The following is a 13939-nucleotide window of genomic DNA, read 5'->3' as shown; positions in this document are numbered from 1 at the left end:
CTCGACCGCTGGAGCGGTCGGGGCCCCGTCCGCTTTACTGGCGACCGTGGCGGGGATGATGCGCGGGGGCTCGGGGATCTGCTGACGGGGCCGTTGTGTTCACTCTCGCAAACGAATGGCTTGCACACGCAAACCGGTCGGGTTCGCGGCCACGGCCGGTACGACGAGGAGTGACGCGCGATGAGGGACCGCAGCAGGGTCAGGTCGGGCCTCGCCGCGGTGGCGGCGCTGTGTGCGGTGGTGACGACGCAGGGGCAGGCCCTGGCGGCGCCCGCCGACGCCGGCGCGGGACCCCGGGGGTACGACACCCAGGGCACCCGGATACGTGGCGCCGGGGACGCCGCCGGTGCCCCGGCGCTCGACTCCGGACGCACCTACACCGACAGCGTCGGACCGGGCGAGAAGCGGTACTACGCCGTCAGACTCGACGCGAAGTCGGCCGCCTATGTCTCCGCGGTCGCCGCTCCCCGGCCAGGTACGGGTGGAGCCTCGTTCCGCGACGGCGTCCGGGTCACCCTCCAGAATCCGGCGGGCGGCACCTGCGACGCCAAGGCGCCCCGGGGCGAGAGCAACGGCGTGGCCTACCCCCTGGCCGACCATGTCACTCGGCAGATGGACAACGGTCTGCTGGCGTCCTGCCGTAAGGCGGGGCGCTATCTGGTCACGGTGGAGCGTCAGGCCGGGGCGCAGGACCCGGCCCGCTGGCCGTTGGAACTGCGGCTGATGGTGGAGCCCCCGGTGAAGGGCGGGTCCACGGGCGGGGCGCCGGAGGGGAGTTGGCGGACCGATCCGCCGCAGCTGCCGAGCGGCACTCCGCGGCACCACGAGGGCGGCCGGGGGTTCGGTGACGCGCCGACGGTGTCCACAGGGGTGTGGAGGGATGACTTCCGGCCGGGCGAGACGCATTTCTACCGGGTCCCGGTCGACTGGGGCCAGCAGCTCTCCGCCGTCGCCGAACTGCCCGCGGACGGCGAGGACGAGAGCTCCTCACTCCCCGACAACACCGTGTCCCTCCGGGCGTACACCCCGGCGCTCGGGCTCGCCGAGCGCGGCACCGTCGGCTTGGGGAAGGCCAGGGCTCCGGGGACGCAGCTGAGCACCGCGCCCGTGGCCTACGGAAACCGCTATGCGAAGGCCGACTACTCGGTCCGTGCGATGAGCGTGGCAGGTGGGTACTTTCTCGCGGTCACACTCAGCCCCACCGAGGTGGCCCCGCAGGTGAAGGGCACGGTGCCGGTCACCGTGCGGGTGCGGGTCGCGGGCACCGCGCGTGGTGGGCCGGACTACCAGGGCGACGCGCTGAAGCAGGGCTTCGGCCTCACCGACGCCGACAGGAAGGCGGCGCGGCAGGGGACGTTGTCCGTGGGGGACGACGCGATGTCCGTGTCGGACGGCGACGGGACCAGGTCCACGCTCCGGCTGGTGGGCTGGACGGGGCTCGGTGCGGGAACGGTCCTGCTGGCCGGGCTCGGCACCTGGACCGTGACCGCGCGCCGCCGTACGGCGGCGGGGGAGCCGGATGAGGGGGCGCTCGGCGGGGCGGCGGATGAGGTCGCGCCGGGTCCGGGCGCGGGTACTGGTCCGGATGCCGGTCAGGGTGCCCAGGCGGGTGCTCCGGCGGTGGGGGAGCCGTCGACGGGACAGCAGCGGTACGGGCCGCCGCCGGGCTGGTAGCGGGGCGGCGGCAGCGCGTTCTCGCGGGCGGCGCTGCGTGCCGGGGCCTTGGCCGGGCTCAGCCCGCGACGATCAGTGCCCAGGTACCGACGACGAAGCACACGGCAGCGGCGATCAGGATCGAGACCGTCGCCTTCCGGGACGGTCCGGGACGCCGTGCGGCCCTGCGTGGAACCCGCGGCTGTTGAGCGGTGTATGGACGAGTAGAAGGGTGAGCGAGTGGCGTCGCGGAGGGCGTCGCGGTCGGTACGGGGGTGGGCGTATGGAGATGAGGAGAGCCCGGCGGCTCGGGATGGTGCGCGGGCAGCGGTGGCTGTACGGGCGGCTGAGGGGCCTGCGGCAGTGGGGAGACGGTCGAGGGCGTCGCGGGGGTGTGCGGCTGGGAGGCCGACAGCTGAGCCGCCGGGTGATGGGGTGTCAGGGGATGTGGCGTCGGCGGGTGCTGCGGAGGCAGCGGTCCCTGAGCGGGATGGGCCGGTGCCCCGGGCCGCTGCTCCTGCGGCTGCGACGGGGATTGCGGCTGGGGTTGGGGCTGTGGACGGGGCGGCGGGAGGGTGAAGCTGCCGGTGTCCGACATGGAGGGCTGTGGGGCAGCGGGTTCGGCGGGTTCCTCCGGTTCGGCGGCGGGCCGGGAGCCGTGCGCCGCGTCGGCGGTCTGCGCCGTCCGGGCCGCCTCCGCGGCCTCGGGGGACGGATCCGCCTTGGCATGGCGGCGCCCCGGTCGGGTCGGACCGGCGGGTCCGAATCCCGTGGGCAGCGGACCGAGCTGATCGAAGATCTCGATCGCCTCGTCGTCGATATCGGCCTCGGGCAGCGACTCAAGAGCGGTCGCCAGTGCCTTGCGCGCCCCGGCAGCCGTCCGGAAGCGGTCGTCGGGGTCCGGTTGCAGCAGCCCCGCCACCACCTGCCACAGCGGCTCCGGCACCTCCGCGGGCGGGTTCGGCACCCCCTGCTCGCTGAAGCGCGTCACCAGCGCCTCCGCGTCCGGCTTGTGCCCGCTGAGCAGATAGAGCGTCACCAGTCCGACGGCGAAGAGGTCCGCCGGGAAGTCGGGGTCGTCGCCCATCATCTGCTCCGGCGCGAAGTAACCGGGCGTGCCCATCACATAGTTGGCCTCGGTGAGCCTGGGTTCACCCTTGGTCAGCGCGATGCCGAAGTCGGACAGCCGCACATGCGGCCGTCCCGTCCCGGTGGCCTCCAGCAGGATGTTCGCGGGCTTGATGTCCCGGTGCACCACACCCTCGGCGTGTACCGCGGCCAGCCCGGAGAGCAACTGGTCCAGCAGGGTGCACACATAGCGCGGCGGCAGCGGGCCGTAGTCACCGATGAGATGGGCGAACGAGCCGCCGCCCACCAGATCCATGGTGAACAGCACCTTGTCGTCGTCCGCCGCCCAGCTCGCGGGCGCCAGCACATGGGGATGGTCGATCCGCAGCGCCTGTTCCCGGACGAAGCGCAGCAGCGTATGGGCGTCGCGTTGTTGGAGCACCTTCGCCGCCACATACCGCCGCCGGCGGTGGTCCCAGACCCGCCAGACGGCGCCCACTCCCCCGCGCCCGATCGGGTCCACCAGCTCGTACCGGCCCGCGAAGATCTCACCCATCGCGCCGTGCCCGCCCCGTCATCGACTCGTCAGCAGTCCATCAGACCGTCAGCTCTGGTGCGCCTCGTAGTGCGCGACCGCCTCGGCGGTCCGCCCGGCGCCGTATACACGGAGAAAGTCTGCCAGCTCGGGATGGGTGGGGGCGAGGGAGTCCGCGGCATCGATGATGTCCCCCGCGGCGGCCACGGACCGCAGCAGCGACTGGATCTCACGGACCACGCGCCGCACGGTCGGGGCACCCGTGCTGGCCGCGGTCTGGGTGGAGTTGAGGACCGAGCCACCCGCGCTCTTCTTGATCTCCTCCATGCGCTCCGCGGCCTCCGCGGCGCTGACCCTGCCGTCCGCGGCCTGGCTGGACAGCTCCTGGAGGGCCTGTACGCGCTGGACCACCGCCGGGTTGCCGATCTTTGCCCGCTGACCGCTCATGAGCTGCGACAGCATGGGCGCGGAGAGCCCGAGCACGGCGGCGAGACGGGCCTGGTTGAGACCGAGATCGTCGATGAGACGGCGAAAGAGCGCCCCCAGCGGTTCCCCGTACCAGCTGCGCTGCAGCTCCCGTGCACGCGCCGTGGCATCCTGCTGTGTTGCGTCCATCTGGTCTCCCCTTCGCTTCGCTGCCGCGAATCTTGCGTGGCATCCTACGGAGAGCGGTACGTGCGAGCGATACCCGGTCGGGAAAGGCTGCCGACACCAGGTATCCTGATCGGCGACGGGGCCTTAGCTCAGTTGGTAGAGCGCCGTCTTTGCATGGCGGATGTCAGGAGTTCGACTCTCCTAGGCTCCACGTCAGTAGAGGTCCCCTGACCTGCGGAAACGCACGTCAGGGGGCCTCTCGCTGTTTCTGGCGTCGGCGCCGGTCTGTTGTGCCGCCCCCGTACGGCGTAGAGCAGGAATCGGGATAAAGGCGATGGAAAGGCGAGCTTCACCGTCATGTGGAGCGCGGTCTGCATTTATCTGCATCTAGGCGATCACACGGTTTGACGGTTGCCGGGGGATCGTGCGGGCACCACCGGTCGGAATTCAGCCAACAGACCCTTCAGAACGTCCGGTTCGGCTCGTCCGTAGCCCCAGGCGGTCCAGGGGGCCGCGTCGCCGCCCGGCGCGGAGGTAAGTGCGTTCCGCGCAGCGGACATTGGCGAGCGGGTGGGTGGTGAGGTTCGTTGTGCGGCCGTGGGCCGCGGCCCCGGTGTTGCCACTCCCGGCGTTGTTCCGCGCAACACCCGCGCGATCCTCCAGGCTGTCGCTCATAACTCGGGCAAGCCGCCCGGGAATCGTCTGATCGGCGTGAACCGCCGTGGAGGGGGACGAGATGGGTGAGCTGCATCCGCTGGGGGACAATCTGCCCGAGGAGTGCCGGGCGTTCGCCGTCGAGCTGAGACGGCTCTTCGACGGGCTGGGGGTCTCGGTGCGCAGATACGCCGTGCGACGGCACCGGGATCCCAGTACGGTTTCGCGCTTCCTGAGCGGGACGCGCATCCCGCCGTGGGAGTTCGTCTTCGATCTGTTCACGGATCTCGCGGCCCGGCGGGGCGCCGCCGTCACTCCCGCCGCCATCGAGCTGATGCGTGATCTGCACCGGGCCGCGGTGCGCACCAGCCGGTCCCCCGCCCACGCCATGGAGATCCTCCAGGTGCAGCTGGCGGACGCGGACCGGGCGGCGCGGTGTTCGCTCGCCCATCAGGACGCGCTGGGCGAGGTGCTGCTCGACCGCAAGCACCGCATCGCCGACCTGGAGGTGCGGCTGAACCAGGCAGAGGCGGCCTGGGCCACCGAGCGTGCCCGCGCGGACGCGCTGGAACGGGGATTACCGGACCGCGAGGAGTTGATCAAGGAGCGGGACAAGCTGGAGCGAGAGGTGCGGCGGCTCACCGAGGAGCTGACGGAGGTACGCCGACGCGGACGGCTGGCGGAGGACCGCTGTCTGGTGCTGGAGCGCCAGCTCGCCGTGGTGGAGGCCCAGCGCCCCGCCGCGGTGCCGCGGCCGGACGGGGAGCCGGGCGTCACGGTGGGGCCGATGGCCCCGCCCGGCGGTGGTCCGCGTCCGAAGGTCCTGGTGGTCGACGACCAGCCGAACAATCTGCTGGCCATGGAGGCCGTGCTCGCCACGCTCGACCAAGAGCTGGTGACCGCGACCTCCGGTCAGGAGGCTCTCAAGGCGCTGCTCGATCATGACGACTTCGCGGTGATCCTGCTCGATGTGCAGATGCCGGAGATGGACGGCTATGAGACGGCCGCCCACATCAAGCGGCGCCCGCGGAACCGGGACATCCCGATCATCTTCCTGACCGCGATGGGCGCCGATCCGGAGCACTCCTCGCGCGGATACGCGGCGGGGGCGGTGGACTACATGGCCAAGCCGTTCGACCCCTGGGCGCTGCGGGCCAAGGTGTCGGTCTTCACCGAGATCTTCCTGGAGCGGCGGCAGCGCCGCGCCGGTGAGCGCGGCCCGGGGGAGTGACGGGGAGGGACGCCCGGACATGGCGGAGGGGCGGAAGACCCCGGTCCTCCGCCCCTCGGCGCGCTACGTGCCGCTCCGCCACCGTTCTCCGGCCCACCGCCGACAGGCGCCACCGGCAGACTCCTCGCCCACCGGCCGACCGGCGCCCACTGGTACCGACGGGTGACCGTCAGCGCTGGTCGTCGTCCTTGTCCGCCTCGGCCTCAGCCTCGGCCTGCTTGGCCTGCACCTCCGGGTCCAGGGAGTCGCGGCCGTCCACGGTCGTCAGCCGCTCGCGGTCGCCCACCTCGGTCGCTGCCGGGGGCTCCACCAGCCAGTCGGGGTTGGCCTGCCGGTCCCACCACTTCCAGGCGGCGAAGAGACCCGCGCCGATCAGCCCGATGAAGGTGGCCCGCTTGGCCGCCCGTGCGGCCCGGGCCCGGCGGCGGCGCTTTCTGGCCAGCTTCTCGATCTCGGCGGCCGTCACATGGGTGCGCAGCGCGGCAACGGCCGCCGCCGTGCGGATCAGGGCCTCCTCGCGGGCGGGTCCGGCGGCCGCGCGAACTCCGGCCACCGCGTTCTCCACCCGGGGCGCGGTGTACTCGGCGGCTTGCTGGGCGGCCTTGCGGGTGCGTTTGGCGGCACGGGTGGCGGCCGCGTCCACCTTGGGCGGCAGACTCCCCCGGGCCTGGGATAGCCGTGGCGCGATATGTGCGTGGTACTGCGTACCGGCGCTGCACCGGGCCTGGTGTGCGGCGTGCGAGACCTTCGGCGCCAGCCGCACGCGCGCCTGGTGCGCGTAGCGGGTGGCGGTGTCCTTGGCCGTGCCGGCGTAGGGCGCCACCGCCTCCGCGGCGTGCAGGACGCCGCTCTTGGCGGTGCCGGTCGCGGCTCGCACGCTGTCAATGCGGGTCACGGGATCCTCCTCCTCGGTGGCGTTGGTCATTGCTCCGGGGTTCAGAGTTCTGTGCTCAACCTGCGCAGTTTCGTGTTTCCATCCCAAGAAAGATCATGCCTGTTTGTGGAGATCATGCCCGTTCGCCGCACGCACAGCATGTGAGGCCGGGCATCCGGGTCATAGCGGAGATTCTTCCGGAAACACCGTGGTTCGGCGCGCCGTAGGGGGCCTTCACGGATACCCCTCGCCCTCGGGTCCGTGCGAGGATCAGGAGACGGAAGTGAAAACGATGGAAGGTAGATCGTGGCCGAGCAGCTTTTCGCCACTCTGAAGACGAACAATGGCGACATCGTGGTCCGGCTGCTGCCGAACCACGCGCCCAAGACGGTCAAGAACTTCGTGGAGCTCGCCGAGGGCAGCCGCGAGTGGACCCACCCGGCCACCGGCAAGAAGGCCAAGGAGAAGCTCTACGACGGCACCGTCTTCCACCGGGTCATCAGCGGCTTCATGATCCAGGGCGGTGACCCGCTGGGCAACGGCACCGGCGGCCCCGGCTACGAGTTCGGCGACGAGTTCCACCCGGACCTGGCCTTCAACAAGCCGTACCTGCTGGCGATGGCCAACGCCGGTCCGGGCACCAACGGCTCGCAGTTCTTCATCACCGTCGCCCCGACCACGTGGCTGACCGGTAAGCACACCATCTTCGGCGAGGTCGCCGACGAGGGCAGCAAGAAGGTCGTGGACACGATCGCGGCCGCCGGGACCAACCCGCGCACCGACCGTCCGCTCCAGGACGTCGTGATCGAGTCCGTCGTCGTGGAGACCCGCGAGGGCTGATCTCCCCGCACGGGAACTCCATGCCCCGCTTGTCCGTGTGAACAAGCGGGGCGGAGGACGTGGCCGAGCGTGTGGACAGGGGGCGAGAGGACACCATGGAGGACCAGGCGGTCTGCTGTTACCGGCATCCGCAGCGGGAGACCGGCATCACCTGTATCCGCTGTGAGCGCCCGATCTGTCCGGAGTGCATGATCAGCGCCTCCGTCGGATTCCAGTGCCCGGAGTGTGTGGGCGGCCGCGTCTCTGCCGGGGCGAGCCCGGCGGCGCACGGCCCCTCTCCGCGCGCCTCCCAGCCGCGCACCATAGCCGGCGGCGTGATCACCTCCGACCCACGGCTGGTCACCAAGATCCTGGTCGGCCTCAACCTCGTCATATGGCTCGCGGTGCTGGCGGTCGGCGACCGGCTGGTGAACGACCTGGACCTGGTCGGCTATGCCGCCCTGCCCCATAGCGGCGAAGCGGCAGGAGTCGCCGACGGGCAGTGGTACCGGCTGGTGACCTCGGTCTTCCTCCACCAGGCGCCGATGCACATCGCCTTCAATATGCTCTCGCTGTGGTGGATCGGCGGTCCGCTGGAGGCCGCGCTCGGCCGCGCCCGCTATCTGTCCCTCTATCTGCTCTCTGGTCTCGGCGGAAGCGCGCTGTCCTATCTGCTCGCCGCGGAGAACCAGCCTTCGCTGGGCGCCTCCGGCGCGATCTTCGGCCTGCTGGGCGCCACCGCCGTGCTGATGCGGCGGCTCCAGTACGACATGCGGCCGGTCATCGCGCTGCTCGCGCTGAACCTGCTCTTCACCTTCACCTGGGCCGGTATCGCCTGGCAGGCCCATGTCGGCGGGCTGGTCGTCGGCACGGCGGTGGCGTACGGCATGGTGCATGCCCCGCGTGAGCGGCGGGCAATGGTGCAGTGGGGGACCTGCGCGGTGATGCTGATCGCGATGGTCGCAGTGATCTGGATCCGTACGCTCCAGATCCCCACCTGAGCTCAGCGGGCCCTTCGAACGGGTCTGGCTCGGTCAGTTGTCCACAGCAGGCGGTGGATCTTGCGCACCCTGTGGAGAACATCTGTACGTGCCCCTGCTGACCTGCATTTTCGCAGGAAAGTGCAGGTGTGAACGATCGAACAGGGATGCCTCACCGGTCACACCGGCGTCAACGCGGCAGAGGTTATCCACAGATCTTCTGAGTTTTCCCCGCCTGTGGATAACCCTGTGGACAGAGGTCGGGCAGCGCTGCCGAAGGGGCCGCGGAGGGGCCTACTTCCACTGCGTCGAGACGACGAACCCCGCGGCGATGAAGCCGAAGCCGACGACGATGTTCCAGTTGCCCAGCGCCTCGATCGGCATGTCCCCACTGGTCATGTAGAAGACCACGATCCACACCAGGCCGATCAGGAACATCGCCAGCATCAGCGGCGCCACCCAGCGGCGACCGCTGTTCAGGTTGATGTTCGCCGCCTGCTTCGCCGGAGGCGGGGTGAAATCGTCCTTCTTGCGGATCCGTGACTTCGGCACGAGGAACTCTCCTGTCGATGCGCTGCGTGACCGCGCGGGATATAAGCGGACGGCGCCGGGGCGGGACAGCGATGGGGGCCACTTCCCTCCCCCACACGTCAGTTAGCGTAGTCCTTCCGCGGCGTCGTAAGGAGTAAGGGTACGTTGAGCAATTCCGCTGACTCCCCCACCCCGGGCTTCCGCCGCCCCGCCCTCCGCCCCGCCCGGCTGCTGACCGCCTCGGTCTTCGCGCTCGCCGGACTCATCTTCTGGACCAGCTTCAACACGGCCCAGGGGACCAACATTCGCAGTGATGAATCGATGCTGCGGCTGTCCGACCTGATCCAGGAGCGCAGCCGCAAGAACCACACCCTCGATGACAGCGCGGCCCGGATGCGCTCCGAGGTCGACGCTCTCGCCCGCCGGGGCGACGGCAGCACCAGTGCCGAGCGCCGGAGACTGGCCGAGCTGGAGAAGACCGCGGGCACCAGGAAGCTCACCGGCCCCGCGCTCACCGTCACCCTCACCGACGCCCCGCCCAACGCCACCGCCCTGATCCCCGGCGTCCCCGAGCCGCAGCCCAACGACCTCGTGATCCACCAGCAGGACCTCCAGGCCGTGGTCAACGCGCTGTGGCAGGGCGGGGCCAAGGGGATCATGGTCATGGACCAGCGGCTGATCGCCACCAGCGCGGTGCGCTGCGTCGGCAACACCCTGATCCTCCAGGGCCGGGTCTACTCACCGCCCTACAAGATCACCGCCGTTGGTGACCGGGGCAAGCTGCGCACCGCGCTCGCCGCTTCCCCCGCCATCCAGAACTACCGCAGCTACGTCGACGCCTACGGCCTCGGTTGGAAAGTCGACCAGCACGACACGGTGACTCTTCCCGGCTACTCCGGCACAGTGGACCTGCATCAGGCACAGCCCATCGGGTAGCGCTTGGGGGGCCGGTGACCACTCGGCTGATCATCAGAACGCTCAGTGAACTCTGCGTCACCATCGGCACCTTGATCATTCTCCTGGTGGTCTATCTCCTCTACTGGACCTCCGTCCGTGCCGACCGCGCGATGGACAGCGAGATCGACCACCTCCAGGACCGGTGGTCCACCGGCTCCGTCACCGCCGGGGGCGCTCGCACCCCGGCCGCACCACCCCGCTACGAGCCGGGCGCCTCCTTCGCGGTCATGTACATCCCTCGGTTCGGCACCGGCTGGGCCAAACCCGTCCTCCAGGGCACCGACGCCGACACCCTGAAGAAGGGGCTGGGCCACTACTCCCGCACCACCCGCCTCGGCGCCACCGGGAACTTCGCCGTCGCCGGGCACCGGCGCACCTACGGCGATCCGTTCAAGGACTTCCCCGCGCTGCGCCCCGGCGACGCGGTGGTGCTGACCAACGGCACCACCTGGTTCACTTACCGCATCGACCGGCGCCCCTACCGCACCCGCCCCAGCGACACCGAGGTGATCGACCCGGTGCCGCGGGCCTCCGGATTCCGCCGCCCCGGCCGCTATCTGACGCTGACGACCTGTGACCCGGAGTGGGGGCACAGCCATCGGCTGATCGCCTGGGCGCACCTCGACGCAACCCGCCTGGTCGCCGAGGGCAAGCCCGCCGCTTTGTCCGGCTGACCCTCCCGGGCGGCCCTCGGCCCTTTACTCTGGTGCTGCACTCCGGTGCTGCAATCGACTTCGTCATCAGTGAGTAGGGATGGCATGTACGGCTGGATCTGGCGGCATCTGCCGGGGAACGTATGGGTGCGGGCGCTGATTTCGCTCGTGCTGGTGTTGGCGATCGTCTTCGTGCTCTTCCAGTACGTCTTCCCGTGGGCGGAGCCGCTGCTGCCGTTCAACGACGTGACGGTCGACGAGGGAATGGCGGTTCGGCGATGAGCGCGCGCATCCTGGTCGTCGACAACTACGACAGCTTCGTCTTCAACCTCGTCCAGTACCTCTACCAGCTCGGCGCCGAGTGCGAGGTGGTGCGCAACGACGAGGTCGCCCTCGCGCACGCCCAGGACGGCTTCGACGGCGTACTGCTCTCCCCCGGGCCCGGCACCCCCGAGGAGGCAGGGGTCTGCGTCGACATGGTGCGGCACTGCGCCGCGACCGGCGTACCGGTGTTCGGCGTCTGCCTGGGGATGCAGTCCATGGCCGTCGCCTACGGCGGAGTCGTCGGTCGCGCCCCGGAGTTGCTGCACGGCAAGACCTCGCTGGTCACCCATGAGGAAGCGGGCGTCTTCAAGGGGCTGCCGTCCCCCTTCACCGCCACCCGCTACCACTCGCTCGCCGTCGAGCGGGGCACCGTCCCGGACGAGCTGGAGATCACGGCCTGGACCGAGACGGGTATCGCCATGGGGCTGCGCCACCGTGAACTGCGCGTCGAGGGCGTGCAGTTCCACCCCGAGTCGGTCCTCACCGAATGGGGCCACCGCATGCTCGCCAACTGGCTGGTGGAGTGCGGCGACAGCGGAGCGGTGGAGCGGTCCGCGGGGCTCGCCCCGGTGGTCGGGGCGGTCGGCGGCAAGGCAGGCGAGTGACCGCACTGCGCCCCGAGCGTGAGGGCGCGGCCTACGACGCCCAGGAAGCCGCCCCGCGCGCGTCGTACGAGCCAGCGGGGCCGTACGACGCACAAGGGGGCTCCGACGCGTTCGCGGCGTCGGTGGAGCGGCCGGACGACTCCCAGAACGACCCGCGGCCCGGGGCGGCCCCGCAGGGGGCCACCGGCCACACCCTGGGCACCGCCTCGCTCCCCGGGCGGCCCCCGGATCCCGCGCCCGCCAGACGCCACCGCCGCCCTCCCCCCGAGGAGAGCGCGCCGGGCGGCCCCGCCGGTCCGGCGGAGACGGTGCCGCTGGACGGCGTACCACCCCCGACCGGTCGGCGCCGCCGCCGACCGGCCGCCACAGGGCCCGGTGAGGCGGAGGAGGTCCCCAGGCCACCCACGGGGCGCCGCAGAGCGCGAGCGACCCCCTCAGAGCCCCGTACGGCCGACGAGACCGCCGTCTTGCCCCCCGTCGCCGCCCCCGCGCCCGCCGCGTCGCCGCGGGGCGATGACGAGACGGTGGCACTGCGCACCGTGGCGCCCCGGACCGCACCCCCCGGCAGCGACGAGACCATGCCGCTGCGGAAGGTCGGCTCCGGCACCACGGCCCCAAGCGGCACACCGGCCCCAACCGGCACCACGGCCCCAAGCGGCATACCGGCCCCAACCGGCACCACGGCCCCAAGCGGCATACCGGCCCCAACCGGCACCCCTGGCACGCCGGGCACTTCCGATGGGCCGCCGCCGCCCGGCGGCCGCGCCGCCCGCCGCCGGGCCGCCCAGGAGGCCGCCCGGCGCGGAGTGCGGCGCGGCGGCGCCGCGAGCGGCCCGCGAACGGGCGCCACCGCACCCTCCGGCACCGCGCCCCGCACCCGTATGGAGGCCAAGCGCGCCGCGCGGGCGCGCAAGGACAGTCCCGGGGTCGTCATGAGCCGGGTCGTCGGCGAACTGTTCATCACGCTCGGCGTGGTGATGCTGCTCTTCGTCACCTATCAGCTGTGGTGGACCAACATCCGGGCCCATCAGCAGGCCAACGGCGCCGCCAACAACCTCCGCAAGCAGTGGGACGAGAACGGTGACGGCGACCGCGCGCCGGGCGCCTTCTCCCCCGGCCAGGGGTTCGCGATCATCTACATCCCCAAGCTGGATGTGAAGGCCCCGATCGCCGAGGGGATCGACAAGCACAAGGTGCTCGACCGCGGCATGGTCGGCCACTACGCCAAGGGCAAGCTGAAGACCGCGATGCCCTGGGACAAGAAGGGGAACTTCGCGCTCGCCGGGCACCGCAACACCCATGGCGAGCCGTTCCGCTACATCAACCATCTCAAGCCCGGCGACGAGATCATCATCGAGACTCAACGCCGCTACTACACCTACGAGATGGACGACATCCTCCCGCAGACCTCCCCGTCCAACACGGGCGTCATCGGGCCGGTGCCGGCCGGTTCGGGCTTCACCAAACCGGGCCGCTACATCACGCTGACCACCTGCACCCCGGAGTTCACCAGCACCTACCGGATGATCGTGTGGGGCAAGATGGTCGACGAGCGCCCGCGCAGCGAAGGGAAGCCGGACGCGCTGGTCGAATGAGCGCGCCTGAGCGGGAACAGCCAGAAAAGGGGTACGACGCGGTGGCACGGACCGACCACGACCAGCGGCGGGGCCGGGCCCCCGATCCGCCCGCCCAGCCCACCGGCCGGACCACCCGCGGGCGGATAGCGGCTGCCATCGGCGTGCTGGGCGAGCTGCTGATCACCGCGGGTCTGATCCTCGCACTCTTCGTCGTCTACTCGCTGTGGTGGACCAATGTGCTCGCCGACCGTGAGGCGAAGAAGCAGGGCGACCGGGTACGGCGGCACTGGGCGGAGCAGGGTCCGGGCAGGCTGGACACCAAGGACGGCATCGGCTTCCTGCACGTACCGTCCATGCACAACGGCGAGGTGCTGGTCAAGGAGGGCACCAGCACCACGACCCTGAACGACGGTGTCGCGGGCTACTACACGGACCCGGTCAAGTCCGCGATGCCCTGGGACAAAAAGGGCAACTTCGCCCTCGCCGCCCACCGGGACGGCCACGGTGCCAAGTTCCACAACATCAACAAGGTCCACGATGGCGACGCGGTCGTCTTCGAGACCCGTGACCGCTGGTACGTCTACCGGGTCTACGCGACGCTCCCCGAGACCTCGAAGTACAACGTGGACGTACTCGACGCGGTCCCCAAGGAGTCGGGCAGGAAGAAGCCCGGCCGCTACATCACCCTCTCGACCTGTACGCCGGTCTACACCTCGCGAAACCGCTACATCGTGTGGGGCGAACTGGAGCGCACCGAGAAGGTGGACGCACGCCGTACGCCCCCCGAGGAGCTGCGCTAGCCGGCGGAGTCGTCAGGACCACGGGGAAGCCCCCGGCGCCCTCCCAGGAGGGCGCCGGGGGCTTCCCCGTCGCTGAGCTCGGCC

General features: G+C 70.8%; 14 protein-coding genes and 1 tRNA gene. 11 read left to right on the top strand and 4 right to left on the bottom strand.

Annotated elements, in window-relative coordinates:
- Window positions 1–180: 180 nt before the first annotated feature.
- The gene (locus AC4BEG_RS16765; RefSeq protein WP_490706674.1) at window positions 181–1674 is read left to right on the top strand and encodes a hypothetical protein; all 1494 of its coding nucleotides are present in this window, start codon (window positions 181–183) and stop codon (window positions 1672–1674) included.
- Between the two features lie 58 nt (window positions 1675–1732).
- Here AC4BEG_RS16765 and AC4BEG_RS16760 read toward each other — a convergent pair whose 3' ends face one another.
- Both AC4BEG_RS16760 and AC4BEG_RS16755 read right to left on the bottom strand, forming a co-directional pair.
- Window positions 1733–3277 carry a serine/threonine-protein kinase gene (locus tag AC4BEG_RS16760; RefSeq protein WP_490706673.1) on the bottom strand — a complete coding sequence of 515 codons (1545 nt, stop codon included), beginning with the start codon at window positions 3275–3277 and terminating at the stop codon, window positions 1733–1735.
- Between the two features lie 48 nt (window positions 3278–3325).
- Window positions 3326–3871, bottom strand: coding sequence for a helix-turn-helix domain-containing protein (locus AC4BEG_RS16755; protein WP_490706672.1), 546 nt, complete (start codon window positions 3869–3871; stop codon window positions 3326–3328).
- 117 nt (window positions 3872–3988) lie between these two features.
- On the opposite strand from AC4BEG_RS16755, the gene AC4BEG_RS16750 reads away from it, so the two are divergent.
- Both AC4BEG_RS16750 and AC4BEG_RS16745 read left to right on the top strand, forming a co-directional pair.
- A tRNA-Ala gene (locus tag AC4BEG_RS16750) sits at window positions 3989–4061 on the top strand.
- A gap of 525 nt (window positions 4062–4586) precedes the next feature.
- The gene (locus AC4BEG_RS16745) at window positions 4587–5735 is read left to right on the top strand and encodes a response regulator (protein ID WP_490706671.1); all 1149 of its coding nucleotides are present in this window, start codon (window positions 4587–4589) and stop codon (window positions 5733–5735) included.
- A 169-nt stretch (window positions 5736–5904) separates the two neighbouring features.
- Here the strand turns inward: AC4BEG_RS16745 and AC4BEG_RS16740 are convergent, their stop codons facing one another.
- Window positions 5905–6630 carry a DUF5324 family protein gene (locus tag AC4BEG_RS16740; protein ID WP_490706670.1) on the bottom strand — a complete coding sequence of 242 codons (726 nt, stop codon included), beginning with the start codon at window positions 6628–6630 and terminating at the stop codon, window positions 5905–5907.
- A gap of 285 nt (window positions 6631–6915) precedes the next feature.
- Between AC4BEG_RS16740 and AC4BEG_RS16735 the strand changes: the two genes are divergently transcribed.
- Window positions 6916–7449 (top strand): peptidylprolyl isomerase, encoded by a 534-nt coding sequence (locus AC4BEG_RS16735; RefSeq protein WP_201872157.1) that lies wholly within the window; start codon window positions 6916–6918, stop codon window positions 7447–7449.
- Between the two features lie 95 nt (window positions 7450–7544).
- Window positions 7545–8429, top strand: coding sequence for a rhomboid family intramembrane serine protease (locus tag AC4BEG_RS16730; RefSeq protein ID WP_490707102.1), 885 nt, complete (start codon window positions 7545–7547; stop codon window positions 8427–8429).
- A 273-nt stretch (window positions 8430–8702) separates the two neighbouring features.
- Here AC4BEG_RS16730 and crgA read toward each other — a convergent pair whose 3' ends face one another.
- Window positions 8703–8960 carry a cell division protein CrgA gene (crgA, locus tag AC4BEG_RS16725; RefSeq protein WP_490706669.1) on the bottom strand — a complete coding sequence of 86 codons (258 nt, stop codon included), beginning with the start codon at window positions 8958–8960 and terminating at the stop codon, window positions 8703–8705.
- A gap of 144 nt (window positions 8961–9104) precedes the next feature.
- Here crgA and AC4BEG_RS16720 point away from each other — a divergent pair, with 144 nt between their 5' ends.
- The 6 genes from AC4BEG_RS16720 (at window position 9105) to AC4BEG_RS16695 (ending at window position 13855) form a co-directional block, all read left to right on the top strand.
- Window positions 9105–9875: a DUF881 domain-containing protein gene (locus AC4BEG_RS16720; protein ID WP_490706668.1), complete on the top strand. Its 771-nt coding sequence runs from the start codon at window positions 9105–9107 to the stop codon at window positions 9873–9875.
- Between the two features lie 14 nt (window positions 9876–9889).
- The gene (locus tag AC4BEG_RS16715) at window positions 9890–10570 is read left to right on the top strand and encodes a class E sortase (RefSeq protein ID WP_490706667.1); all 681 of its coding nucleotides are present in this window, start codon (window positions 9890–9892) and stop codon (window positions 10568–10570) included.
- Window positions 10571–10654: 84 nt separating this feature from the next.
- Complete coding sequence (locus AC4BEG_RS16710) at window positions 10655–10831, top strand: hypothetical protein (RefSeq protein ID WP_490706666.1); 177 nt, start codon at window positions 10655–10657, stop codon at window positions 10829–10831.
- Entirely contained in the window at window positions 10828–11478 is a 651-nt protein-coding gene (locus AC4BEG_RS16705; protein ID WP_490706665.1) for an aminodeoxychorismate/anthranilate synthase component II, read from the top strand. The genes AC4BEG_RS16710 and AC4BEG_RS16705 overlap by 4 nt, the downstream gene beginning before the upstream one ends.
- A complete protein-coding gene (locus AC4BEG_RS16700) occupies window positions 11475–13073 on the top strand; it encodes a class E sortase (RefSeq protein ID WP_490706664.1) in 1599 nt (532 codons plus the stop codon). The genes AC4BEG_RS16705 and AC4BEG_RS16700 overlap by 4 nt, the downstream gene beginning before the upstream one ends.
- Window positions 13070–13855 (top strand): class E sortase, encoded by a 786-nt coding sequence (locus AC4BEG_RS16695; protein WP_490706663.1) that lies wholly within the window; start codon window positions 13070–13072, stop codon window positions 13853–13855. The genes AC4BEG_RS16700 and AC4BEG_RS16695 overlap by 4 nt, the downstream gene beginning before the upstream one ends.
- Window positions 13856–13939: the final 84 nt, after the last annotated feature.

It is taken from the genome of Streptomyces sp. JLBJ103, from assembly GCF_058215575.1.
Note: the sequence above shows the minus strand (reverse complement) of the source record. Positions and strands in the feature narration are given on the sequence as shown.